Below are 25,795 nucleotides of genomic sequence, written 5' to 3' on the forward strand. Positions count from 1 at the left end.
AGTTAAGTCGTTTTCTTAGATAAAATAAACTTTAGATAAGCAAATCCTAAAATTCCTGATAATAGTGAAGCGATCAGAATTGAGATTTTAGAATACAGGATAATCTCAGGATCTTTAAAAGCAAGAAGTGTTATAAAAATAGACATTGTAAAACCAATTCCGCCCAGCATTCCAGCGCCCAAAATATGCGACCATTTTAAGGTTTTAGGAAGCGCACACAATCCTGCACTTACTCCAATTGATGAAAAGAGAATAATGCCTAGAGGTTTTCCAATAACCAATCCAAGAATAATTCCGTAGGCATTGGGAGTGTGTAATCCTGAATACCAATCTGCGTCGATTGCAATACAAGTATTAGCAATTGCAAACAAAGGCAGAATAATAAAAGCTACTGGCTCGTGCAGGAAATGCTGTAATCGGTATGAAGAAGTTTTTTTGCCGCCATCGCCAAATGGAATCACAAATGCTAGAATAACTCCAGTAATCGTAGCATGAATACCCGAATTCAGCATAAAATACCACATAACCACACCGCCAATTAAATAGGGAATTAGGTTGTGAATTTTCATTCGGTTTAAAACAAACAATACAATCCAGATTCCCAAAGCGATTCCAAGATTTAAAAAAGAAATCGAACTGGTATAAAAAACGGCAATCACAATTATTGCCCCCAGATCATCAATAACGGCAAGAGCGGTTAAAAATACTTTTAATGATGCCGGAACTTTATTACCTAAAAGCGATAAAATTCCTATTGCAAAAGCAATATCTGTTGCCATTGGAATTCCCGCTCCATTTTGGGTTGAAGTTTTAAGGTTTAAAGCTAAAAATGTAGCGGCCGGAATAAGCATTCCGCCAAGCGCGCCCATAATAGGCAGTGATGCATTTTTTATATTCGATAATTCGCCATGGTAAATTTCACGTTCAAGTTCCAGACCAATCAATAAAAAGAAAATGGTCATTAAACCATCATTAATCCAATGTGTGATCGAATGTCCGCCGAGATCTTTTTCCCAAAAAGCAATATAGGTTGTTCCCTGCGATGAGTTGGCGACATACAATGAAATAAGCGTAACAAATAATAAGAGCAATCCTCCTGATTTTTCGTTTTCAAAAAAGGCTTTAAAAGTCTTGGTTAGTTTCATTGCGGAAGATTTTCTGAAGAATTAGAAATACTAAATTCTTTGTGCTATACTTTCAAAGTTAAAAAAAATCTGAGCAATACAAAACTTTGATCGTTTTGTTGGTGAGTTTTACCTTCTTCCCAGATAAAGTATAAAGCTTTACTCGTATTTTTGTCTAACATTAAATACAATAAAAATGAGTGTAAAAATTCTTCATATCGATAGTAATAATCCAGTTCTCTGGAACCAGTTAGAAGAAGCAGGTTTTGAAAATCATGCCGATTTTAAATCTTCTAAAGAAGAAATCGAAGCTAAAATCCAAGAGTATAACGGAATTGTAATTCGAAGCCGTTTCAAGATTGATAAGACTTTTTTAGATAAAGCCACAAATCTGCAGTTTATTGCTAGGGTAGGTGCTGGTCTGGAAAGTATTGATTGTGAGTATGCTTCGTCAAAAGGAATTCATTTAATTGCGGCACCTGAAGGAAATCGCAACGCTGTTGCAGAACATTCTTTGGGAGTAATATTGTCCCTTTTTAATAATTTAAATCAGGCCGACGCCGAAGTAAAAGCGGGTCAATGGAATCGTGAAAGCAATCGCGGACATGAATTAGACGGTAAAACAGTCGGAATTATTGGGTATGGAAATATGGGAAAAGCCTTTGCCAAAAAACTACGTGGTTTTGATGCTGAGGTTTTGTGTTACGATATTTTGGATAATGTAGGCGATGAAAATGCAAAACAGGTTTCTTTAGCAGAATTACAAAAAAGAACCGATGTTTTAAGTCTTCACCTTCCTTGGACACCGCAAACCGACAAAATGGTAAATGCAGATTTTATAAATGCCTTTGCAAAACCATTTTGGATTATTAATACATCTCGTGGTAAAAATATCGTAACGGCTGATTTAGTTGAAGCCATGAAATCAAAAAAGGTTTTAGGTGCTGGTTTGGATGTTTTGGAATATGAAAAGCTTTCATTTGAAACCCTTTTTCAGGATAAAAATACCCCTGAAGCATTTCAATATCTGCTAGAAGCAAAAAATGTTTTATTAACGCCGCATATTGCGGGTTGGACTTTTGAAAGTCACGAACGTTTGGCGCAGGTAATCGTAGATAAAATCAAGGCTGTTTATGCCCAAAGTTAGATTTACGTTTTTTTAATTTTAATAACGAGTCTTTTCCTGTAAATTTTTCGTTACCGATTAGTTTTATTTGTTAATTTTTAATAATATTGTTGCCGATTCTTAAAAGAATGAGTCTAAATAGGCAGAATTCTTTTGAAATAGGAGAAACCGAAAATCCTTAAAGAGTAGGTGTTTAAACTAATTTTAATTGATTATGATTGAATGGTACAAAAAAGTAGTTTTTGAAAACTATGCCAACTTTAAGGGACGTGCGAGAAGAAGTGAATATTGGTATTTTGCACTTGCCAGCAGTTTAATCTGTTTTGCATTAATGATTATAGGTTTAATTATTGGTGGTATTCTGGGTGATGCCCTTACAGGCATATTTATTGGATATGGTCTTTTTCTTCTTTATTCTTTGGCTACATTAATTCCGTTATTAGCTGTTACAGTACGAAGAATGCATGATATTGGCAAAAGCGGCTGGTATTATTTTGTATCTTTTATTCCGCTTATTGGAGGAATCTGGGCGTTGATTTTATTATGTACAGAAGGAAACTACGGACCAAACCAATACGGATCTGATCCTAAAAACAATGTTGAAGAAATCAATGAAATTGGAAAAGTTGAATTGCAATAATAATTAACTAACATATAATTAAATGGAAACTACAAAACCAGAAAGTTGGAATACTCCATCACAGCCTACACAAGAAAATAAAAAAGTTGTAGCCGGAATTTTAGGAATCGTATTAGGAGGATTTGGAATACATAAATTCATTTTAGGATACACACAAGAAGGAATCATTCAAATAATACTTACTATTGTTACTTGTGGAGCAGCAAGCTTAATAGGTTTTATTGAAGGAATTATCTATTTAACAAAATCGGATGAAGAATTCTACCAAACTTACCAAGTAGGTAAAAAAGGCTGGTTCTAATATTTTAATCCCATTTGGCTAGATGCAAATGGGATTTTTTTATGAATATTTTTTTGATTTAAATACAAACTTTAAAACAGTAAACATGGAAAATAATTTAAAACCAGAAAACAAAAAAGTTACTGCAGGTGTTTTAGGAATCTTATTAGGAGGATTTGGAATACACAAATTTTATTTAGGTTATCAAAAAGAAGGAATTATTCAATTAATACTTACCATCGTTACTTGTGGTGCAGCAAGTTTAGTTGGTTTCATAGAAGGTATTATCTACTTAACAAAAACGGATGAAGATTTTTATCAGACGTATCAAGTTGGTAGAAAGCCTTGGTTCTAAAAGCATTAAAAATCCCATTTTGAAAAAATGGGATTTTTTATTTGATCTTTTTACAGTTTTAACACGCTAAAAAATAACCTTATTCTGTTAGTTTTTAAACGTATAGTTCCACTACATACCATTTGAAGTGTTTAATATTGCACGTCTTAAATGGCAAAAGGAGTAACTGAAAATCCATAAGAGTAGGGAAATTTTTTAAAGAGTTATTATGTTAGAAGTGTATAAAAAAGTAGTTTTTGAAAACTATTTGAATTTTAAAGGAAGAGCAAGGAGAAGAGAATATTGGATGTTCTTTTTAGTGAACGTTATTATTTCTTTTGTTCTTGGGTTTATTGCGGGCTTAATTTCGCCTAGTCTGACTATAATTGGAAACATATATAGTTTAGCAGTACTTATTCCTGGTATTGCAGTTGGAGTTCGTAGAATGCACGATATTGATAAAGAATGGTGGTATATACTAATACCATTTTATAATATTTATTTACTTACTATCGAAGGCGATAAAGGACCAAATCAATACGGTGCAGATCCTAAAAACCAATTAGAAGATATTAGTGAAATTGGAAAAGAATAATTTTTTCTGGTTTTAGATAGGTTAATATAAACGGAAACCCTTATTTCATATGATGAAAATGAGGGTTTTTTGTTTTATGATTTAATAAGAAATGAGATGAATGATAAAGAAAGAGAACTTTTGAGAGAGGAGATATATGAACTCACGCAATTATTTTATAATGAATGGGATGATTTGCGTAACGCTCTGCACAAAGTGAATATTAAAATAGATAATGGACGCCTTGTTGCATTTTGTGAAGATGAATATTCTAATGAATGTGGTGTTTTTATTACTAGCAATAATGAAATAATCCAATTTGAAATTAATAATGAGAGCGATAAGATTCAAACAAAAATCATAACTAATATAGAAGAAGCTTCTAAAGATTTTCCACAATTAGCAATTGCTCTTGAAGATTAAATAAGAAAGCCGTTTCTAATCAGAAACGGCTTTCTTATTTATAGTTTGGTGCTTAATCTTCTTTCTCAGATAATTTCTTTTCCAATTCAATCTGAAACTCTTCAATTACAGGTTTCATGGTGCTTTCAGGAATATCTGCGATTCTAATGTACATTAAACCGTCTATAGCATTATTGAACAATGGATCGACGTTAAAAGCTACTACACGCGCATTTTGCTTGATGTACTTTTTGATTAAAACTGGCAAACGTAAATTTCCTGGTTCCAGTTCGTCGATGATTTTGTCAAACTTGTTAAGGTCAGATTCCGCTTCATCGAAGATAAAATCTTTGTCAGCGTCTTTTAGTTTTACTTTATAAGCTTTCTTCGGATGAATATATTGTGCAATATACGGATCGTAATAGTTTGATTTCATAAACTCAATCATCAGTGATTTAGAGAAATCAGAGAATTGATTACTGATACTTACACCGCCTACTAAATATTTATGTTCTGGATGACGCAAAGTAGTATGAATAATACCTTTCCACAATAAGAACAATGGCATTGGTTTCTGCTGGTATTCTTTTACGATAAAGGCACGTCCCATTTCGATCGATTTGTGCATCATATCGTGAAGTTCCGGTTCAAATCTGAAAAGATCGGTTAGATAGAAACCTTCAATTCCGTATTTCGGATAAATCTCAGAACCCAATCCCATACGATATGCTCCGGCAATCTTTTTGGTTTCATCATCCCATAAAAACATATGGTGATAATATTGGTCGTATTCATCTATATCAATAGATTCGTTGGTTCCTTCGCCCACTTCACGAAAAGTAATTTCACGTAAACGTCCAATTTCATGTAAAATATTCGGAATCTCTTTTGCGCTCGCAAAGAAAACTTCATAGTTTTTACTTTGTAGAAATCTACTGTCGCTATTTCTTAAAGCCTGAACTTCATCAATTAATTTTGATTCATTTGCAGGCGTAACAATCTTTTTAGGTGCTTTTGTAATCTTAAGACTTGCGGTTGCGGTATCAATCAATTTGGTATCCTTTTCAAAAGGATTGGCAAGCATATAGGTTTTCTTTCTTAAGAATTCTGAATATTCTTCAAAAGATTCGATTTCATTTTGTTCGTTAACCGAAATTGGTTTTCCAATACGGACTTTAATCACACGATCTTTCTGCGTTAAAAGCTCAGATGGTAATTTGGCAGTACGTAACGTATCATCAATTTTAGAAAGCCAGTAGAATAATTTACTGTTTTTTGCATGAAAGTAAATAGGAACAACTGGTACTTTGGCTTTTCTGATTAGTTTTAAAGCGCCTTCTTCCCAAGGCTTATCGACTACTAATTTTCCATCTTTATAAGTCGAAACTTCCCCGGCAGGGAAAATTCCTAAAGGTTTTCCATCACTTAAATGACGTAACGTTTCCTTAATACCAATTACACTCGATTTAGCATCCTTGTGATTTTCAAAAGGATTAACCGGCATAATGTATTTTTTCATCGGAACAATTCTATGCAATAAGAAATTGGCAATGATTTTGAAATTTGGCTCTCTTTCAAGCATTAATTTCAATAATAAAATTCCATCAATTCCTCCAAGCGGATGATTAGAAATAGTAATATACGCACCATCTTTCGGCAGACGTTTTAAATCTTCTTCCGGTATTTCAAATTTGATTTCCATCTCATCCAAAATTCCGTTCAAAAACGCAAGATCTTCCAAATGTTTATTGCGATCGTAAATTTTATTAAGGGTAGAGATCTTAAGAACCTTCATAAGAATCCAGCCAGAAAACGTACCGAAAACTCCGTACTTTTCAACATTTATTGCTTTTGCAACTTCTTTCGCGGTAACTAAACCCATGTACTATTTTTAATATTATTAGAGCAGCGAACAAAGATAACAAAAAACTCTACTTTTCGAAGATTCGATTATAAACTTTCCACATTTTTATTACATTTGAAATCCTAAAAAAGACTAACTGATGAAAATTATTTCTTATAATGTAAACGGAATCCGTGCTGCAATTACCAAAGGTTTTATCGAATGGCTGAAACAGGCAAGCCCTGATGTAATCTGCCTTCAGGAGATAAAAGCAACTAAAGATCAGATTCCTGTTGCTGATATTACTGCGGCAGGTTATCCGTACCAATATTATTATCCGGCCACCAAAAAAGGATATAGCGGTGTTGCTATTTTATCTAAAATTGAACCCAAAGAAGTAGTGTATGGAACCGGGATTCATCATATGGATTTTGAAGGACGTAACCTTCGTGCAGACTTTGAAGATGTTTCGGTGATGAGTTTGTACCTTCCATCAGGAACAAATATTGAGAGATTAGATCATAAATTTATGTTTATGGATGATTTTCAGGCTTACATAAACGAATTGAAATTGGCTATTCCGAATCTTATTATTTGTGGTGATTATAATATCTGCCATGAAGAAATCGATATTCACGATCCCGTTCGAAATAAGACTGTTTCAGGGTTTTTACCGGCAGAACGTGCTTGGTTGGATGCGTTTATGAAATCAGGTTTCATTGATAGTTTCCGTCATTTTAATAAAGATCCGCATCATTATTCTTGGTGGAGCTATAGAGCAGGAGCAAGAGGCAATAACAAAGGCTGGCGTATCGATTACAATTTGGTGAGTAATGAAATGGAGCATCGATTAAAACGTGCGGTTATTCTTCCAGATGCAGTCCACTCAGATCATTGTCCGGTTTTAGTCGAGATTGAATAAAAGTTTGGTATTGTTCTTGTTGAAAGAATTGCGGTTTGAAGAATATTGAATCTCAATTTCTTCGAACATGATCCAGAGTATTAATACGCCCCTAATAAAACCAAAAAGAACATGATTAAAAAAGCCTCCATCGGATTAGTAGTTTTAGCATTATCAGCTACTTCATGCGTATCCAAAAAGATTTACAATGATCTTGAAACCAAATATTCAGATCTAAAAAAAGAAAACCGTTCTATCGCTGACGAAAATGAAAATTTAAAGAAAGCAAAGAATCAATTAGAAGTTGATCGTGATAAACTGACTAAAGATTTAGCAAGTGCTAATGATGATTTGGCAAAACAAAAAGCAGATTTAGCCGCAGCTCAAAATAAATACAAAGTATTACAGGATTCTTATAATGCATTGGAAAAAAACAGTAACGATGCATTAGAAAAAAACTTGGCTAAAAACCGTGAATTATTAGCGCAATTAGAAGCAAAAGGTAAAGCTCTTGCAGATGAACAAGCTCGTTTAGACAAAACAGCAAGTCGTTTAAAAGAACTTGAGGATATGATCGCTGCCAAAGAAGAAGCCATGCGTAAACTGAAAGAAACTTTATCGAAAGCCTTAACAGGTTTTGAAGGTAAAGGTTTAACAGTTGAACATAAAAACGGAAAAGTATATGTTTCTATGGAAAACAAATTACTTTTCAATTCAGGAAGCTGGGCAGTGGGAACAGAAGGTAGAAAAGCCGTTGTAGAACTTGGAAAAGTTTTAGGTGATAATCCAGATCTTTCCGTTTTAATTGAAGGTCATACAGATGATGATCCATATGCGGGTTCTGGACCAATTGCAAACAACTGGGATTTATCGACTAAAAGAGCAACAGCAATCGTAGCAATTTTAAGTGAAAACCCAAAAATCAACAAACAAAAATTAACAGCAGCAGGACGAAGCGAATTCTCTCCTTTGGCAAGTAACGCAACTCCAGAAGGAAAAGCTAAAAACCGAAGAATCGAAATTATCTTAACTCCAAGATTAGACGAAATTGCTGAGATGTTGAATAGCATAAACTAAGGGACAAAGGTTCTAAGATGCAAAGGCTCAAAGGTTTTTACTTTTGAGCCTTTTTTACTTTTTCGATTTTTGGAATTTTTATCCTGCAAGGTTTTCAAAACCTTGTAGGTTTAGCTTTTGTTTGAATTTATAAATACCTACAAGGTTTGAGAAACCTTGCAGAAAGGTGTAAAAATCTTGTACTTTTTTTAACCTTTCTCACATTTCGATTTGAAAAATCACTTTGTACCTTTGCTTCTTTGCAACTTTGAACCTAAAGAAAAAATGAAATACACTACATTACCAAACACCGATATAAAAGTTAGTAAAATTTGTCTGGGAACTATGACTTTCGGACAGCAGAATACGGAAGCCGAAGGCCACGAACAAATGGATTATGCTCTTGAAAGAGGCGTAAATTTCTTCGATACAGCCGAAATGTATTCGGTTCCTGCGAGTGAAGCGACTTACGGGAGCACAGAGAAAATTATTGGAACCTGGTTTAAAAAATCAGGAAACAGAGATAAAGTTGTTTTAGCCTCTAAAATTGCAGGACCAAATCCGAATTTTGGGTATATGCGCGAGAAGCTGGATTTTTCTCCTGCAAGTATTAAATACGCAGTTGAAAACAGTTTAAAAAGATTGCAGACTGATTATATCGATCTCTATCAAATGCACTGGCCGGAAAGAAAAACGAATAATTTCGGAACGCGCGCTTTTCACGGACATGATGATGTTTGGGAGGATAACTTCAGAGAAATCTTAGAAACTTTCGACGGATTAATCAAAGAAGGTAAAATCAAACATATTGGGGTTTCAAATGAAAATGCTTGGGGAATGATGCGTCTTTTAGAAGAAAGCAAATACAACAATCTGCCAAGAATCAAAACCGTTCAAAATCCGTATTCTTTATTGAACCGTTTGTTTGAAGTGAATTCAGCAGAAGTTTCGAAATACGAAAATGTTGGTTTATTGGGATATTCGCCTTTAGCCTTTGGAGTTCTCACTGGGAAATTCTTGACAGGAGAAATTCACCCAAAAGCGAGAATTACCCTTTTTCCGCAATACAAACGTTACAATAGCGACCAATGTACCGAAGCAACAAAATTGTATCAGGAAATCGCTAAAAAGCACGGTTTGACATTAACGCAATTAGCAATGGGATTTGTATTGCAGCAACCATTTTTGACAAGCTCAATTATTGGAGCAACCACTTTAGAACAATTAAAAGAAAACATCGACACAATTGATATTGTACTTTCAAAACAAATCTTAGCAGAAATTGATGCTGTGCAGGCTATAATTCCAGATCCAGCGCCTTAAGGTTTTTTGCAAATTAAATAAAAATAAAATCCCGATAGCTTTACAACTATCGGGATTTGTTTTTGGGAAGATTTTATAAATTCAAAACCTGATCTTTAGGATATTTTACACGATAACTTATTCTGATCTTTTTGGTTTCATTTGGTTTCAGCTGTAATTGCCAAGTTAGAATTCCAGTTTCAGCATTTACTTTTGCGCTGTCACTTTGCAGCAATTCCACTTCGATTTCTTTGTTGGTTGTTAACGGATATTGATCTTTTAGTAAAAGCTCAACCGGTTCTTTTTTATTATTTCGAACAGTTATGTCATAAGTAAAAGTCTGTTCTTTTCTAGAAGACAAAAATTTAGTTCCCGATTTGTCGGCAACTTTCTCGCGTTTAATCGAAACCTTTTTATCACGTCCCATACTTAAATTTAAAGTATCAGAAGTCTGATTTGGTTCAATGAAAGTTTTTCCAACATACATTCCTTCAAAAATGATATTGGCTTCGCCTTGCAATAAATTGTATTTGCTGTAATCGGCAATCTCGGCAAGAAGGAAAGCTTCATTTTCTACTTTCGGAACTGCGTAGTATTTATACGTTGCCGGAAGTTTGATTTCTTTTAAGGAAACACTGTGTACTTTTCCGTTAGAAAGAATATCATACGGAATATCAATATCAAAAGCAATATTAAGCTGGTTTTCTGCAACAGTTGTAAAATCGGAAACAGAAGATTTTTTCATCTTCGGTGCCGCAGATATAACCACATCTTGAATTGCTTCTTCTTTTATTACTCCCATAGCACTTTGCAATTGGTTGGCAGCAGCTCTTTGATTATAACCATAATTTACATTGTTTCTTAAAAACCAAGAACTTAATATCGGAGCTTGATTATTTTGGTTCGGATAACCGCTTGATAAAGTCAGTTTAACTTTTTTCCAGTCGATACCGCTGTTTTGAACAACCTGTGCTTTATAAACCATATTGATTGGAGCATTTACACTTTCGGTACGCAAATCGTAAAAAGGATTCCAAGAAGCACTTTGTGTTAAATAGGAAATCTCTAGCGGAACAATTCCGGCGGCACTATTCATTACCTGGACAATTAATTTTCCTGATGAAGTTCGTTCTTCTTTGTTGGTATCAAACTCAAGTTTGTTATTGAGTTTCTCAAGTGTTTCATTTAGTTTTTTCTGTTTATCGGTTAATGTATTGATGTTATTGGCAATTTCGATTTGTTTGTTTTTATAATAATCGACCATTTTCATTAATTCGGCTACATTTAATCCAGAATTTACTCCCGAAATTTGTTGATTTCGATCCAGCAGTTGCATGGTTTTGTTTTCAGAATTAATCGTATTGTTTACTTTTTGAAGTTCTTTCTCAATCAAAACAATACTATCATTTACTCTTTTAATTAAAGGCGATTTCAAATCTGTCTCGTATTCTGAAATATAATTATTGGTGAATTGAAGCGAAAGCACGGTCACATTTGCCGGAGCGCCAATTTGGACCGAATTTTCATTTAAATACGAAGCCACATTTTTAATGACAATTTCACTTGTTCCAGCAGGCAGTGTAATGCTTGTTGTCTGCGAAATTTCGGCGGCATTAAAATATACTGTTGCGGCTTTCACTTTTGCTGTTGTGAAGATTGGTTTTTGTGCTTTCGCGAAAGCGCCAACTAAAAGTACGATGAATAGAATTACTTTTTTATTCATAAGATTGAGTTTAGATTATTAGGAAAGATATTTAATTCGTTGGAATTGTTTTTTAACAGAATGAAATAGAGTCTTTTTAAGATTAAAAAAAGGCGTTTCACTTATTTTAAGTGCAATAGCTTATCTATATGTGGAAACGAGTTTCTTACAGTCTCTTTTTGAACCGAAAATCTATGTTTCTATGTGTTAAAAATGATTTTATTTTAATTACACCCAATGAGTTAATAATACATGACCAGAATGATTTTCTTTTTAGAATGGTCAATTAGTTTTTCGAGAACGCCGAAGAACTTTTCGTTTACCATTGGACATCCCAAGCTGTTGCAAATTGGATAAGGTTGTTCATCAAACGGAATTTCGGAGTATTTGTGAAGCACAATATTGCGATCAAAAGCGTTACTGTTGGTTTTGTCCAAACCGTATAATTTGTAGGCTTTTCCAAATGTTCCTATATAAGAACCGCCAATGGCATATTTGCCTAACGAACTGCAATTTGAATTCTTGATATTACTAAATTTTAGTTCGCCTTGAATTCCTGTTTCTGAACCAGAACCATGTCCAACCAAACCTTTATTAAGTAATTTGTTGTTTTTCAAATCATAAACAAAAAACCGATTTCTTCCAGATTCTATCTTCATATCTAAAAACAGCGCCACATCTGAATTGTATTTCGGAGATTTCCCCAAAAAACTCCTGATTTCAGTTATTTCACTTTTTAGTTTCTCTTCATAGGAATAAATCGGTTTTGAAGTTTTAGTTTTTATCGTTTTCTCTTTTTTATTTTCACAGCTCAAACAAATCAACGGAATCGCCGTAAAGAGCAGAAATAAAATTCTCGTTTTCATCAGGATTCTTATTTCTCAACCGTATAGCCTTTTACTTTGGCGAAAGCCAGAATAGAAGAATTTATCGTATTTCCCAAATCATCCTGAGTTTTGGTTTTTTTAGCTTCTGTATCAATATACTGCTGACGTTTTTTTGCCAAAACACTAATTTCTTTCTGGATTGTTTCTCTTTCTTTTTTCTTTTCGTTTACGAATACTTCAATTTCAGCAGTAGTTTTGTTTTGAAGTTCCGTCGGAAGTTCTTCTTTCTGTATTTTAGAAATAGCGCCTGCATCATCTTTTACTTTATCAACCAAATCCCAACTTTCGTTTTTGTAAACCGCTTTTGATTTGCTTACCGCACGATCTGTATAATTAGAAGCCGAAACTTTTTTGGCATTCTGATCCTGCATTACTTGGTTTCTTTTTTTCTCGGCTCCTTTAGAACCGTAATTGATGTAGGTTTTGTTTATTTTTTCATCGCATTTGGCAATTTCTTCATCGTATGGCGTTGCAATGTATTGGACTGCTTTGTCGGAATCGATGTTGAAGTATTTTCCCTTTCCGCGGTCGGCGCCATCTTTCCAGAATGTATTTATGCCTTCGGTTTTGTTGCCACAGAAAATAGTATTCACATAAATATTATTTTTTAAGGCATCGCTAATAGTTTCTTTATAACTGATTTTTCCCTGATCGAATCCTTCATTTCCTGCAATGTAAATCAGTTTCATACTGTTGCTTTCTGTAGACCATTTTAGTTCTTTGGTCGCATCCTGAATTACGGCACCGCAATATTCACTTCCGCCGTTGGTTCTTAAAGCAAATAATTTTTCCGAAATCAAATCCAAATCGGTCGATAAAGGCGTGACTTGTCTAATGTAATTTGACCTTTCAGATAAACCGTCGTTTCCATATTCGTATAAAGAAATTTCGATATCTGGCGTTTTTCCTTCGTATTTTAAAGTGGTCAAAGTATTTACAATGTTCCATAATCTCGATTTCGCCTGATCGATTAGCCCGTCCATACTGTTAGAAGTGTCCAATAAAAGAGCAACCTGAATTTTAGTCGTTTCAGCCGAATCTGGTTTTTCGATTTCAGTATTTTTTATGGGTTTCGCATTCGAAGAATTACAGCTTGCAAAAGATATTGACGAAGCCAAAAGTGCTGTTATAAAAAGATTTGATTTCATAATTTTAGTTTTTAATTGGATGATTATAAATCAAACTTAAAAACTAAAAAAGCGCACTTTTTGGACAAATGGTGAAACAGTCTTTCGACTTGGTGAAACTTTATAGATTAATAGGTTTGCTTTGGAGAATTGACATTAATAGGTTTTAAATCGCCATTTGGAGTAATCAGAATAAATTCTTTATCTGCTTTGGCAGCTTGTTTCTTTTCTTTTTCCCTGTTAATGAAAATCTTTACTTCATACTGTACTTGAATAACAGGTTCCAAAACCGCTGGATTAATGATAAAATCGAATTCTTTATTAAACACAGGCTGATAATAAAGCGTAGTCGATTTACTGGCTTGATTTACATTTGCTGCTTTTTTTAAGTTTAAAGAAGAACTGTTGTACGCTTCATACGATTTGTACATTTCTACGGGTAAATTAACAGCAAAACCATCGGCGATTCTTTTTTCTACGTTTGTAAATGTTTCTCCAAGGAGAAGTTCATAGTTCTTGATTTTTTCCTGAATCAGCAGTTTGGCTTTGTTCATCATTTCCTTTTTGATGGTTTCCAACGCATTGGAGAAATAGTCAACTCGCACTAAATCATATATTTCATGATTGGATAAAATCGAAATAAAATCATTCAGCAAGTTTGGATCGGTAAATTTTATGTGAATATTTTTCTTTAACTCAAATCCCACCGGAACTTCATTATACGTTTTACGGCTGAACACCTTTTTTTCAACCTCATATTCATACACCGGAACAAACGAAATCATATCGACAAAAGTCTCAACACCTTTTTTAAGCTTTATCTCTTCAAGCGATTTATTGATTCTCTGGTCAAGTAATTCATTCACTTCTTTGGTAGTTTTACCCGTTTGAGTTATGCTGAAAATTGCCATGTATGAATCTGCTTTAACATTCGCAAGTCCTTTTACACTGGCTACAATGCCTTCGCTAGTTGGAAAACCAATATCAATCGTATTGCTAGGAGAATATTGATTTTGATAATTGACATTTCCAGAAACTTGTCCAATAATGAACTGAGAAAAAAGAATAAAAGAAGCGTAAAATAGTTTTTTCATAATGATGGTTTTAAGATTACGAGGTAAAAGTATTGATCGAAAAAACGTATTTTTGAGACAATGGGTCAACAAGCCGTTTGACTTGGTGAATGCGATAGGATAGGAATTTGAAATTAAGTTACTTTACACTTTCTAAATAACTTGTTTGTGAAACGTCATGTATTAATTGTTTTTAGTCTGCTTTTTTTAGCGTTTTTATTTCCTCAAGAAATAACTGCGCAGTCGCTTCCTGAAAAAAGTGTACCGAAGAGTAAAGCCAAAATCAGTAAAACTGCTGAAGAATTATCGAAATCTTTAGATGAAAACGATGAAGCGAAAATTGCGTTTAATTATGAAAAACTAGCCAATGATTTTCTAAGTAAAGGCGATAATGCAAAAGCAGAAGAATATTTTAAAAGAGCTTTAAATTCGTATACCAAATTAAAACTAACCGAAGATAAAACCCGAGTTACCAGAAGCTTGGCGAAAGTTCAGGAAGACCAGAAAAACTTCGATTCGGCTATAAAAAATTATGAAGCGGCAGGTTCGCTGACCAAAGATGCATCTGAAGAGAAAATAAACCAGAACGATGCAAACCGACTCAGAAATCAATCCAATCCGGCAAGCCAGACCACTTATGTAGATTCGAATATTGAATTGCTGAAAAAAGAAAAAAAAGCCGAAGAAGTCAGTAAAGCGTATGTTCAAAAAGCAGAAAATTCGTTGCAGTTAAATGACAAAGCGGTAGCAATTGAAAGTTATAAAAAAGCTTTAAAATACGCTAAAGACAAGCCAGAAGAAGTTAAGATCAAAAATGAAATCGCAAAAGTGTATGTGGCCGATAATCAGTTTGATAAAGCGCTTGCCATTAGCGAAAAACTACTTGCAGATGCCAAAACCAATAACGATTTTACGACCGAAATAAAACAGCTGCAATCGCTGGCGTCGCTTTATTTTGAAAAGAAAGAACCAGAAAAAGCCATTTCGTCTCTAAAAGAAGCTTACAATTTATCTTTTCAAAAAGGAAATTCAACCGAAGCCAGAAAGAGTCTGTCGTCTTTAATCAAATATTATAAAACAAAAGGAGAAGACAAGGAAAGTATGGCTTTGTATGAACAGTTTTTTAATAATTTCGAAAAATTAATCAAATCCGATACAACTTTAATTGATGCCAAAACTTTTCAGATTACAGAAGATAAAATCCGACAGCTTGAAAAAGAAAAGGTCTTAAAAGACGAATTGATTTCGAAGAAAAACTCTTTCAATTATTTCCTTTTAGGATCCATTGGTTTGTTGCTGCTTTTGTTTTTTTTCATCGTAAAAGCGTTGTATTCCATCCGAATTAAAAACAAAGAAATCGCTTTGCAATCATTGCGTCGTGAAATGAATCCGCATTTTATTTTCAATAGTTTGAACAGTGTCAATCAGTTTATTGCCGAAAATAAAGAATTGGAAGCCAATAAATATTTGACTTCTTATTCGAATTTGATGCGAAATATGATGGAAAATTCCAATAAAGATTTTATTTCGCTGGATAAAGAAGTCGAACAATTAAAGAAATATCTGGACTTAGAACATTTGCGTTTCCTGGATAAATTCGATTTTGAAATTGTGGTTGATGAGTCGCTCGATACCGAAAGAGTTTTTGTTCCGAATATGATTATGCAGCCACATCTGGAAAATGCTATTTGGCACGGATTACGTTATTTGGATAAAAAAGGCTTTTTATCGCTTCGATTTGAGTACAAAAACGGAAAGATTAATGTGATAATTGAAGACAACGGAATTGGTTTAACCAAAAGCCGTGAACTCAAAACAACCAATCAGAAAATTTACGAATCACGCGGTTTGAACAATACGAAAGAACGAATTGACCTTTTGAATGAATTGTATAAAAAGGATATTTCGTTTTCGATTTCAGAAAAAGAAGCACCAGAATCCGGCACGATTGTTCGAATTGTTTTTCCATTAATTGACAAAATATGATGACTTTGCAGAAAATAAAAAGTGTAATTGTCGAAGATGAATTGGCAGCACGCGAAGTGCTTAAAAATTATTTGAGCAAATATTGTCCGCAAGTTGAGGTTGTTGGTGAAGCGCAGAATATCAAAGAAGCTGTTCCGTTGTTGCATGACATTAAACCACAGTTGATTTTTCTAGATGTAGAAATGCCTTTTGGAAATGCTTTTGATGTTTTGGAAGCCTGCAAAGATCTTCAGTTTGAAACCATTTTTGTAACTGCTTTTTCTGAATATTCACTTCGTGCTTTAAACCAAAGTGCGGCTTATTACCTTTTAAAACCGATTAGCATCGAAGAACTGATTATTGCGGTAAACAAAGTGCATCATCAGATTTTAAATCATGAAATTTTCAACCGAAATAAAATTATTGTTGAGAATTTTCACGAACAGAAACCAGAGAAACAACAAGTTATTCTGCCAACGCTAGAAGGTTTTGAAGTGGTGAAAATGGAAGATATTGTACGACTTCGTGGCAATGGAAATTTCACCGATTTGTATTTAAATACTGGAGCCAAGAAAATGGTCTGCCGATTTCTGAAGCATTTTTCAGAAATTCTGCCTTTGCCTTTTATTCGCGTTCACAAATCGCATATTATCAATCTCAATTGTGTAAAATCATATAATAAAGGCGGAATCGTCACCTTAAACGACAGAACAGAAATCGAAGTTTCGCCCACTTACAAAGAAGAGTTTCTTAAAAACTTCAAATAAACTGTGTACATTTTACCGCAAAGAGCGCAAAGATTTTATTTTCAGCTGGACTTACTATAAACGCAAAGTTCGCAAAGCTTTCCGAAAAAAACGTTGCGAACTTTGCGTAATCCTTTGCGAACTTTGCGGTTAAATTTGACAGCAATCGTTACAAATCAAATTCGTCTGTAGACAGAGAATCATTTTGAATGGCAGTGGAATCCGGAACTTTGATTCGTAATAACGAACGTGCATTTCCCGAAATATAAACCGGAAGTCGGCCAATAGTATCATCTGGAATGATAAGACCACGGCGTAACATTAAATTGCTTAAGAATTTTTGGTTCTTTACCGCATAATCTTTCAAGTTTCCTTGATCGTTAAACTGATACATGAATTTTCTCGGCTTCGGAATAATGGTTGCTAGATACAAACATTCGTCTAAACTTAAAGCCGCTGGACTTTTCTGGAAGTAAAAATGACTTGCTTCGCCAATTCCGTATACGTTTGGTCCCCATTCGATAATGTTGAAATATACCTCCAGCATTCTTTCTTTGCTTACAATTCGGTTGTTTTCTAGAATATAAACAAGAAGTATTTCTTCCAGCTTTCGCGAAAGCGTCTTTTCACGAGTTAAAAAGACATTTTTTATCAACTGCATACTGATCGTACTGGCACCGCGAGAGAATTTTTTGGTTCTGATGTTTTTCAGAATAGATTGCTTGAAAGCTTCATTAATAAATCCGCGATGTGAGAAGAACGACGGATCTTCGGTAGTCAGCACACATTTTCTTAAAAAAGGAGACATTTGGTCTAAAGGCGTATAATTCGGATTGGCATTTCCAACCAAAATTGGCCGCTGTAATACATTTTGAATAATCGCACGATAGACAAATTCGCCGTTTAGTTTATTTAAATCGGCTTCGCCATATTTGGTAATTCGTAAATCCTCTTTGTTCAGTTTACTATCAAAAACAAGCGTGTTCGGTTTGTTTTTATTGAATTTGAAGTCCAGTTTATAATTGAAATTTCCAGTCGCCTGCATTCCTTGAAAATGGGTAAATAAACCATCAGGAAGGGAAACAATAAAATCTTGCGCTTTCATTTTCGGAATATCAACTTTCAAAGTATAAACGGTATCTTTTTCCGTATTGTAAGAAATGTAAGGACGCAGTTTTATCTTATTTAACTGCATTGTTGAAGTGCTGTCGATCGAAATGAAATCATCTCCTAATAAAAAGCGATAATCGAAACGGGCATTTTTGATGATAACATCTTTGCTCGCGATTTTCGGGTGATTGATTTTTAAATTTACGATAGAAGTAAAACCGTCAAGATGAAACTCACTGCCGCTTTTATCAATATTTTGAACATTCAGACGAATCGAGTCAAAACTTGCTTTTAGATTGTAACGTTCATCCAGATAAGGAACACGAATGGCTCCAGTATCTAAATTGAAAAAACGAATATCAGCTTTTTGGTTCCTCGGATCAGCAAATCCTTTTAAGTTCCAGCGCTGGTCAAAATCTTTTGCAACAACGTGAATGCTTGTTTCTAGCTGTTTGTTGCTTAAAACCAATTTATTTACAGCAATAGAAGTCTTTTTTCCATTGTCGTCAATTTTGAACTGGAAGTTTTCCAGATTCATATCAGTGGGAACCAGATTCAGCAATTTAGAAATGATTCTATAAGCAAAAGCACCGTATTTGCGTTTTTCGTTGGTTTCTGAATTATCTCGGTCTCTTTTTAGGAAAGCATCAAAGTTTTTGATTTTTCCTTTTTTCACTAATTGCACATAACCGTTGTTGATTTTTAAAGTTCCAACCTGAACATCTCCAATTAGCAAACTGCTTAAACTGACACTGGTTTCAAGGTTTTTGATTTTTAAAAGGGTATCAGCATTTTTAGGCACTAATACGACATCGGTAAGTTTAATACTGGATAAGCCGTCAAAAGAAGCTTCTTTAATGGAAAAGTCACTATTGTAACTCACGGCCATTTTGTGTGTTACTTTGGCAATAGCCTGTTTTAAAAGCGAGTTTCTGAAAAAATATAATGCAATGCAAAGCAGAACCAATATTACGGCCAATATTTTTAAAGCTTTGAATATTTTTTGTTTTGGAAAATTCATAATGTTGAATTTACAATATTTAATTTTTTGAGGGTAGGTTTTCTGCCACGAATTCACGAATTATATTATATTAATTTGTGAATTCGTGGCGAAAAAAAAATCAGCCAAAAAGTATGCTTGCAACATCTTCAATTTTAGCTACAAGCTCAATTTTGATTCCCGTATTTTTTAAAGCTATTTTATTGTATTTTGAAACAAAGATAGTGTCGAAACCTAATTTTTCGGCTTCTTGAATACGCTGGTCAACTCGGTTTACGGGACGGATTTCACCAGAAAGTCCGACTTCGCCAGCAAAACAAAAACCTTTTCCAACCGGAATATCTTCATTTGATGATAAAATCGCAGCGACAACAGCAAGATCAATTGCAGGATCGTCAACAGAAATTCCACCTGTTACATTCAGGAAAACATCTTTTGCACCTAAACGGAAACCAGCTCTTTTTTCAAGAACAGCCAGAATCATATTTAGTCTTTTGGCATTGTAACCTGTAGTGCTTCTTTGTGGTGTTCCGTAAACGGCTGTGCTGACTAAAGATTGAATTTCGATCATTAACGGACGCATGCCTTCAAGTGTTGTGGCAATAGCAGTTCCTGATAATTCTTCGTCTTTGTGAGAAATTAATATTTCCGACGGATTGCTTACTTCGCGTAAACCACTTCCAAGCATTTCGTAAATTCCAAGTTCAGATGTTGACCCGAAACGGTTTTTCAACGAACGAAGAATTCTATAGATATGATTGCGGTCGCCTTCAAACTGAAGAACCGTATCGACCATATGTTCTAGAATTTTCGGTCCAGCGATATTTCCATCTTTGGTAATATGTCCAATTAAAATAACGGGAATGTTGGTTTCTTTGGCAAACTTGATGAGTTCAGCTGTTGTTTCTCTAATTTGGGAAATACTTCCAGCGGTCGATTCAATGTAATCTGTATGCAGTGTTTGAATCGAATCGATAATGACAATTTCAGGCTGAATGGCTTCAATCTGCTTGAAAATATTTTGTGTTTTAGTTTCGGTCAGGATGTAACAGTTGTCGCTGTTTGGTGTGATTCTTTCAGCGCGCATCTTGATCTGCTTCTGACTTTCCTCTCCGGAAACATAAAGCGTTTTGTAGGGTAATTTTAAGGAGATTTGAAGTAAAAGTGTACTTTTTCCAATTCCGGGTTCACCGCCCAGAAGAGTTAAAGATCCAGGAACAATTCCGCCGCCAAGAACACGATTTAATTCGCCGTCAGTTGTATCCATTCGAATTTCCTGTGCCGAATCAATTTCGTTTATTTTTAACGGTCTTGGAGCTTTACTGCTTGAAGTGGGTTCGCTTTTCCAAGCCACTTTTTCCTGCTTCTGAATAATTTCTTCAGCAATAGTATTCCATTCTTTACATGCGTTGCACTGTCCCTGCCATTTGGAGTATTGGGTGCCGCAGTTTTGGCAAAAAAAGGAAGTCTTAACTTTTGACATTATTTGGTTTTTTTAGCAAGCGTATTCATTTCGTCAATTTTCTCATACATCAAATCTTTGTTCAAATCCCCAATTGGCTCCATTTGTGAAGCGTTTTGGTATTTTTTTGAAGCATGTTTCGGATCGCCTTGTTTTTCATACATTAATCCTAATTCATATTCTCCCAACATGGCTTTCGGGTAATTTACATTTCCTATTTCAGCCATTTTCCCTAGTTCGCTGTAAGCATTTCTTTTTAAAATAAGATTCTCTACTACTTTAAAATCGCTCATTCGAACTGGAATCTGAACTCCTAAAACTTCAGACATGTCAGTATATTTTTTTTCTAAATATTCTGCATAACCTTCTTGAAGAACGGCAATTTTATCATTGTATTCAGCAGAATTTATCGGTCTGTAAATTTCAAAAATCTGATACAGCGCACTTGGTATAGAGTGTAAAACTTCTGTGTAATGTGTTGCACCTTTGAATACCTCATATTTATAATTCACTAACGGATTATTAGCAATTTTAATATTTCCGTTTAATTTTTCAATCGGTTCTTTTATTTTTTTGATATCACCTTCTCCAGCAGAAAGGTAATAGAATATTGGTTTTTGTATTTTGGCAAACTTTTCGGCAATACGAACTTCCATTTTTGGGGCCAATTCTGGACTTAAACAGATATAGGCATTGAAAAGCGGAATTTCTTTATACAAATAAAAATTAGCAAAACTTGCTGTTACATCATGTCCCGCAATAATTCTGAAAGGCGTAGTGCGGTATTTTTTTTCTATATATGGAATAAGTTCGGCACCTATAAATTCGAAAAATTTTGCTCCTTTTTCAAAAGGTAATCCTGCATTTTGATCGATAGTAGTATCATCATAACGTTCTTCGTCTTTATTTTGATGAATTCCAATGATGATCATTTCTGGAATATCATCCCAATATGATCCATAACTTACAGCACCCGAAAACGGATCAAATAAATAATCTCCATCCAATAAATATAAAACTGGATATTTTTTATCTGATTTTGCATCATAAGAAGGAGGAAGTCCAATGGTTATTCTTCTTTCTTCTCCCAGTTTTTCAGATTGAATGTTGTCAAATTTTTTCTGGGAAAATACAGATGCGGAAATTAAAATAATCAGCAGGTAAACTTTTTTCATGATTTGTGGCATTTCAGTGAATTAAAAAGTATTGAAAATTGTATGGCAATATAATACTTTATTTGCTTTTTGAGATTTTGGGGATGAAAAAAAGCAATGATTTCTTACGCAGATTTATTTCGATTATGGCAAAAGAAAATCTGTTTGTACAAAAAATATTTTTTGACAAATGAAGAATAAAAGTAAAGAAAAAGGTTATGTTAACGAATTATCGTTTTCATTAGGAAATATGATCCATGGTTTGAAGGTTTTAGCTTCTTCAAAATCCAAAGTAGCATATGAAATGATAATAATAATATCGTCTTTTTGAACTTTTCTGGCAGCCGGACCGTTAAGGGTAATTTCGCCTGAGTTTTTTTCGCCTTTAATAGCGTAAGTTTCAAAACGCTCTCCATTATTAATGTTAACAATAGATACTTTCTCGCCTTCAATAATGTTTGAGGCTTCGAGCAGAGTTTCATCAATAGTAATACTGCCAATATAGTTCAAATCGGCTCCAGTTACTTTAACTCGATGAATTTTTGATTTTATAACTTGAATTTGCATGCAGCAAAGGTAATTTAATTTAATGAAATGGTGTCTATTAACCTTATAGAATTAACAAATACCGCTATAAAGGCGCGGTAGTTTTTGTCTTTTATCTTATGATCGATAGGTAATAATGTAGATTCGTCAGCAATTACAAAATATTCAAGTTCGAATGTTTCGTTGTCTTTAAAAGCATTTTCTACAAATTTGATGGTTTCCTCAGGTGTACCGTTTTGGAATATTTCTTTGGCTTCGGTCAGGGTTTTATAAATAATCGACGCTTCTTTTCTTTCTTCGGGAGTCAAACGTTCGTTTCGAGAACTCATCGCCAGCTGATTATCTTCTCTAAAAATAGGACAGCCTACAATATGTACCGGAAGATTGTTTTTCTCAACTAGTTTTTTAACAATTTGGAGCTGCTGGAAATCTTTTTCTCCAAAATAAGCATTGGTCGGAGTTACGATTTCGAATAATCGCTTTACAATTGTTCCCACACCATTAAAATGTCCTGGTCTAAATTTTCCTTCCATCTGATTTTCCAAACCATCGAAATCAAATGTCTGCGAAACAGTATGTCCTTCATAAATGTCATCCACAGTAGGAGCATAAAGAATCATTTTGTCGCTTAAACCTCTCATTTTCTTTACATCTTCTTCAAGAGTACGAGGATATTTTTCTAAATCTTCAGGATTATTAAATTGTGTTGGGTTTACGAATATACTTACAACTGTGTCGTCGTTTTCTTTAAGTGATCGCTGCATTAGAGCTAGGTGCCCTTGGTGTAAAGCTCCCATTGTTGGGACAAATCCAATGGTTGAATTTGCGGTTTTGATAGTTTTTAAATACGCTATCAACGCTGCTTTACTGTAGAAAATATGCATGGCGGTATTATTAAAATTTAGTGCAAACATAATATATTAGTTATAAACTGCATAAAATTTTGTAATTTTGCGACGTTTTTATTACCAAAAATTAAGTAAAATACTATTATGAAAGATAAGAGGATATTGTACGTATCATCTGAAGTCGTGCCATATTTGGCTGAAAATGAGGTTTCTTTAATGTCTTATGACGTTCCTAAAATGATTAATGATCAGGGCGGACAAATAAGAATTTTCATGCCAAGATATGGAAATATCAACGAGAGAAGACATCAATTGCATGAGGTGATTAGACTTTCAGGGATGAATTTGGTAGTGAATGACTTAGATATGCCATTGATTATTAAAGTAGCTTCGATTCCTAAAGAAAGAATTCAGGTTTACTTTATTGATAACGATGAATATTTTAAACGTAAAGCTACTTTTGCCGATGAAGAAGGTGTCTTGTATCCTGATAATGACGAACGCGCCATCTTTTTTGCAAAAGGTGTAGTCGAAACTGTAAAAAAATTAAACTGGGTTCCAGATATTATTCACGTTCACGGATGGCTTGCGGCTATGCTTCCAATTTACATGAAGCATTACTACAAAAACGAAGCATTATTTAATGATACTAAAATCATTACTTCAGTTTATGGTCAATCTTTTGATGAAAATTTAGATCTAGAGATGATCAACAAAGTTAAATTTGATGGTGTGCCGCACGAATCTGTGGCGGATCTCGAAGTGCCAAATTATGAGAATATTTTAAAAGCGAGTATCCTGCATTCTGATGGTGTAGTAATTGCCTCACCAAATGTTTCTTCAAGTTTAACAAAATTTATAGAATCTTCAGGAAAACCTTTTTTACCTTTCGCCACGAAAGATGCATTCGCTGAAGCGTATACAAATTTCTATAGAACGTTTGGTCTTTAAAATTTAACTTTATTATTAAATATGTATAATACTTCTTTTTTTAAGAAAATTCTATTTGCTGCAACAGTTGTTCTTTTTTGTTCTTGCGATAAAGATTTTAATGCGATTGGTGATGATTTGATTGGTGATGATCATTTTGGTCTTGAGTCTGAAAAGTATGATGTGGTAGCCTATAATCAAGAGGTAACACCAGTTCAGTCAAATTCTCTAACTATAAATAAATTAGGGATTTATGAAGATCCAGTTTTTGGAACCACAACAGCGAATTATAATACACAAGTAACACTTTCTGCTTATGCTCCTTCAATTGGAGAAGAGCCTGTAATTAAGAATGTAATTTTAAGTATTCCATACTTCAGCCATACTATATCTGTAAATGAAAAAGGAGGTTATAATTATCAATTAGATTCTATTTATGGTACTCCAGCAGATAAAGGAAGGCTTGATTTAAGTATTTATGAGTCTACTTATCAAATGAGAAGTTCTTATTATGATAACGGAAGTCAGTTGACACAAATGTATTATACGGATCAAACTCCGGATTTTGAAGGTCATTTAGGGGTAAAGCTAAACGATTCTACCGATGTAAAACAAAACACTAAATTCTTTTTTGATGTAGCACAAAAGAAGGATTCTACTTATGATGATTCATCTAAAAAATATACATATACGTATTCAGCTCCTGAAATGCGTTTAAATTTGAATAAGGCATTTTTTCAAGATAAAATTTTAAAAGCCGCTGCTTCTAAACTTTCTGCAGCCGATGTTTTTCAGGAATATTTCAGAGGATTATACTTTAAAGTAGCAAAATCTGGAGCAGATCCTGTAAATATGGCTTTAATGGATTTTTCAAAAGGAAAAATTACCATTAATTATAAAGCTAAAACAGATATCACGACAGATGGTGATACTAAAGAAAACCGTTCAATTGTAATTAATCTAACGGGAAGCAATGTTAACCTTCTTCAGGAAGTTAAAAAAACGGAATACCAAGATGCATTAACAGCGAGAAATAAAACAACGGGGGATTCAAGATTATATTTAAAAGGAGGGCAAGGTTCGCTGGCAGTTATTGAGCTGAATGATTTTGCTTCTAAATTAAAAGAAATCAGAGATAATGGCTGGAAAGTAAACGAAGCTAATTTAGTTTTTACTATAGATGCCACTAAAATGAATGCTGTTGGTACAGATAATATCAAGGCTAAAGAGCCAAAAAGGGTTTATTTGTACGACCTTACTAATAATGTTCCTATTTTAGACTATACTTCAGATGGAAGCTCGAGTGTTACTACCGATTCAAGAATGTCAAAAGTAGTCTACGGAGGTATTATAAATGTTGATGCCACGACTAAAAGAGGAACCAGCTATAAAATCAGACTTACAAATCATATTCGTAATCTAATAAAAACAACAACGGCAACTAATGTAAAATTAGGATTAGTTGTTATGGATGACATCAGTCTTGTAACTTCAAACAAGCTGAAGCTTAAAAATGATGTCATTTCTGAAGTACCGAGAGCATCAGTAGTCAATCCGTCGGGAACCATTTTATTTGGTAATAACATTCCTGCTGGAGACTCTAATTACGATAAGAGACTGAGACTCGAGGTTTACTATACGAAACCAAATTAATAATAAATAT

24 protein-coding genes are annotated in these 25,795 nt (G+C 34.0%); 13 read left to right on the top strand and 11 right to left on the bottom strand.

Translation table 11 applies throughout. The annotated features are described in order from the left end of the window. Window positions 1-2 precede the first annotated feature (2 nt). Window positions 3-1,145 (bottom strand): Na+/H+ antiporter NhaA, encoded by a 1,143-nt coding sequence (gene nhaA / locus P2W75_RS06095; RefSeq protein ID WP_276379498.1) that lies wholly within the window; start codon window positions 1,143-1,145, stop codon window positions 3-5. A 175-nt stretch (window positions 1,146-1,320) separates the two neighbouring features. On the opposite strand from nhaA, the gene P2W75_RS06100 reads away from it, so the two are divergent. The 6 genes from P2W75_RS06100 (at window position 1,321) to P2W75_RS06125 (ending at window position 4,501) form a co-directional block, all read left to right on the top strand. After that, entirely contained in the window at window positions 1,321-2,271 is a 951-nt protein-coding gene (locus tag P2W75_RS06100) for a 2-hydroxyacid dehydrogenase (protein ID WP_276379500.1), read from the top strand. A 193-nt stretch (window positions 2,272-2,464) separates the two neighbouring features. Then, a complete protein-coding gene (locus P2W75_RS06105) occupies window positions 2,465-2,890 on the top strand; it encodes a DUF805 domain-containing protein (protein ID WP_276379502.1) in 426 nt (141 codons plus the stop codon). Window positions 2,891-2,912: 22 nt separating this feature from the next. After that, window positions 2,913-3,191: a TM2 domain-containing protein gene (locus P2W75_RS06110; protein ID WP_207298608.1), complete on the top strand. Its 279-nt coding sequence runs from the start codon at window positions 2,913-2,915 to the stop codon at window positions 3,189-3,191. A gap of 85 nt (window positions 3,192-3,276) precedes the next feature. After that, window positions 3,277-3,525: a TM2 domain-containing protein gene (locus P2W75_RS06115; protein ID WP_207298609.1), complete on the top strand. Its 249-nt coding sequence runs from the start codon at window positions 3,277-3,279 to the stop codon at window positions 3,523-3,525. 208 nt (window positions 3,526-3,733) lie between these two features. Beyond that, window positions 3,734-4,099, top strand: coding sequence for a DUF805 domain-containing protein (locus P2W75_RS06120; RefSeq protein WP_276379505.1), 366 nt, complete (start codon window positions 3,734-3,736; stop codon window positions 4,097-4,099). Window positions 4,100-4,195: 96 nt separating this feature from the next. Continuing rightward, entirely contained in the window at window positions 4,196-4,501 is a 306-nt protein-coding gene (locus tag P2W75_RS06125; protein WP_276379506.1) for a hypothetical protein, read from the top strand. 52 nt (window positions 4,502-4,553) lie between these two features. Here the strand turns inward: P2W75_RS06125 and P2W75_RS06130 are convergent, their stop codons facing one another. Next, window positions 4,554-6,362: a lysophospholipid acyltransferase family protein gene (locus P2W75_RS06130; RefSeq protein WP_207298611.1), complete on the bottom strand. Its 1,809-nt coding sequence runs from the start codon at window positions 6,360-6,362 to the stop codon at window positions 4,554-4,556. 121 nt (window positions 6,363-6,483) lie between these two features. On the opposite strand from P2W75_RS06130, the gene P2W75_RS06135 reads away from it, so the two are divergent. The 3 genes from P2W75_RS06135 to P2W75_RS06145 all read left to right on the top strand — a co-directional run bounded on the left by P2W75_RS06135 (window position 6,484) and on the right by P2W75_RS06145 (window position 9,603). Then, window positions 6,484-7,245, top strand: coding sequence for an exodeoxyribonuclease III (locus tag P2W75_RS06135; RefSeq protein WP_207298612.1), 762 nt, complete (start codon window positions 6,484-6,486; stop codon window positions 7,243-7,245). Between the two features lie 111 nt (window positions 7,246-7,356). Beyond that, the gene (locus P2W75_RS06140; RefSeq protein WP_207298613.1) at window positions 7,357-8,301 is read left to right on the top strand and encodes a flagellar motor protein MotB; all 945 of its coding nucleotides are present in this window, start codon (window positions 7,357-7,359) and stop codon (window positions 8,299-8,301) included. Window positions 8,302-8,565: 264 nt separating this feature from the next. Next, window positions 8,566-9,603 carry an aldo/keto reductase gene (locus P2W75_RS06145; RefSeq protein ID WP_276379508.1) on the top strand — a complete coding sequence of 346 codons (1,038 nt, stop codon included), beginning with the start codon at window positions 8,566-8,568 and terminating at the stop codon, window positions 9,601-9,603. A 73-nt stretch (window positions 9,604-9,676) separates the two neighbouring features. Here P2W75_RS06145 and P2W75_RS06150 read toward each other — a convergent pair whose 3' ends face one another. The 4 genes from P2W75_RS06150 to P2W75_RS06165 form a co-directional block, all read right to left on the bottom strand. After that, window positions 9,677-11,305 carry a DUF4139 domain-containing protein gene (locus P2W75_RS06150; RefSeq protein WP_276379510.1) on the bottom strand — a complete coding sequence of 543 codons (1,629 nt, stop codon included), beginning with the start codon at window positions 11,303-11,305 and terminating at the stop codon, window positions 9,677-9,679. Between the two features lie 221 nt (window positions 11,306-11,526). After that, on the bottom strand, window positions 11,527-12,150 hold the full coding sequence (locus tag P2W75_RS06155) for a murein L,D-transpeptidase catalytic domain-containing protein (RefSeq protein ID WP_276379512.1): 624 nt from the start codon (window positions 12,148-12,150) through the stop codon (window positions 11,527-11,529). 8 nt (window positions 12,151-12,158) lie between these two features. Further along, entirely contained in the window at window positions 12,159-13,319 is a 1,161-nt protein-coding gene (locus tag P2W75_RS06160; RefSeq protein ID WP_276379513.1) for a hypothetical protein, read from the bottom strand. 107 nt (window positions 13,320-13,426) lie between these two features. Further along, window positions 13,427-14,392 carry an SIMPL domain-containing protein gene (locus P2W75_RS06165; RefSeq protein ID WP_276379514.1) on the bottom strand — a complete coding sequence of 322 codons (966 nt, stop codon included), beginning with the start codon at window positions 14,390-14,392 and terminating at the stop codon, window positions 13,427-13,429. A 147-nt stretch (window positions 14,393-14,539) separates the two neighbouring features. Here P2W75_RS06165 and P2W75_RS06170 point away from each other — a divergent pair, with 147 nt between their 5' ends. Both P2W75_RS06170 and P2W75_RS06175 read left to right on the top strand, forming a co-directional pair. After that, window positions 14,540-16,357 carry a histidine kinase gene (locus tag P2W75_RS06170; RefSeq protein ID WP_276379515.1) on the top strand — a complete coding sequence of 606 codons (1,818 nt, stop codon included), beginning with the start codon at window positions 14,540-14,542 and terminating at the stop codon, window positions 16,355-16,357. Next, complete coding sequence (locus tag P2W75_RS06175; RefSeq protein ID WP_276379912.1) at window positions 16,357-17,103, top strand: LytTR family DNA-binding domain-containing protein; 747 nt, start codon at window positions 16,357-16,359, stop codon at window positions 17,101-17,103. Before P2W75_RS06170 ends, P2W75_RS06175 begins: the two co-directional genes overlap by 1 nt. A gap of 148 nt (window positions 17,104-17,251) precedes the next feature. Here the strand turns inward: P2W75_RS06175 and P2W75_RS06180 are convergent, their stop codons facing one another. From P2W75_RS06180 to panC, 5 genes are all read right to left on the bottom strand, one after another. Continuing rightward, window positions 17,252-19,213 (bottom strand): transglycosylase domain-containing protein, encoded by a 1,962-nt coding sequence (locus P2W75_RS06180; protein WP_276379516.1) that lies wholly within the window; start codon window positions 19,211-19,213, stop codon window positions 17,252-17,254. 100 nt (window positions 19,214-19,313) lie between these two features. Beyond that, window positions 19,314-20,675 (bottom strand): DNA repair protein RadA, encoded by a 1,362-nt coding sequence (radA, locus tag P2W75_RS06185; RefSeq protein WP_207298621.1) that lies wholly within the window; start codon window positions 20,673-20,675, stop codon window positions 19,314-19,316. Further along, window positions 20,675-21,829, bottom strand: a complete 1,155-nt coding sequence (locus tag P2W75_RS06190; RefSeq protein ID WP_207298622.1) for an alpha/beta hydrolase — start codon at window positions 21,827-21,829, stop codon at window positions 20,675-20,677. Before P2W75_RS06190 ends, radA begins: the two co-directional genes overlap by 1 nt. Before the next feature lie 195 nt (window positions 21,830-22,024). Then, a complete protein-coding gene (panD, locus tag P2W75_RS06195; protein WP_008465481.1) occupies window positions 22,025-22,375 on the bottom strand; it encodes an aspartate 1-decarboxylase in 351 nt (116 codons plus the stop codon). A gap of 14 nt (window positions 22,376-22,389) precedes the next feature. After that, window positions 22,390-23,268 (bottom strand): pantoate--beta-alanine ligase, encoded by an 879-nt coding sequence (gene panC / locus P2W75_RS06200; RefSeq protein ID WP_276379554.1) that lies wholly within the window; start codon window positions 23,266-23,268, stop codon window positions 22,390-22,392. Between the two features lie 78 nt (window positions 23,269-23,346). Between panC and P2W75_RS06205 the strand changes: the two genes are divergently transcribed. Continuing rightward, window positions 23,347-24,153, top strand: coding sequence for a glycogen/starch synthase (locus P2W75_RS06205; RefSeq protein WP_207298624.1), 807 nt, complete (start codon window positions 23,347-23,349; stop codon window positions 24,151-24,153). A 21-nt stretch (window positions 24,154-24,174) separates the two neighbouring features. Next, window positions 24,175-25,785, top strand: a complete 1,611-nt coding sequence (locus P2W75_RS06210; RefSeq protein WP_276379556.1) for a DUF4270 domain-containing protein — start codon at window positions 24,175-24,177, stop codon at window positions 25,783-25,785. Window positions 25,786-25,795: the final 10 nt, after the last annotated feature.

The organism is Flavobacterium sp. H4147, from assembly GCF_029360735.1.
GTDB lineage: Bacteria > Bacteroidota > Bacteroidia > Flavobacteriales > Flavobacteriaceae > Flavobacterium > Flavobacterium endoglycinae.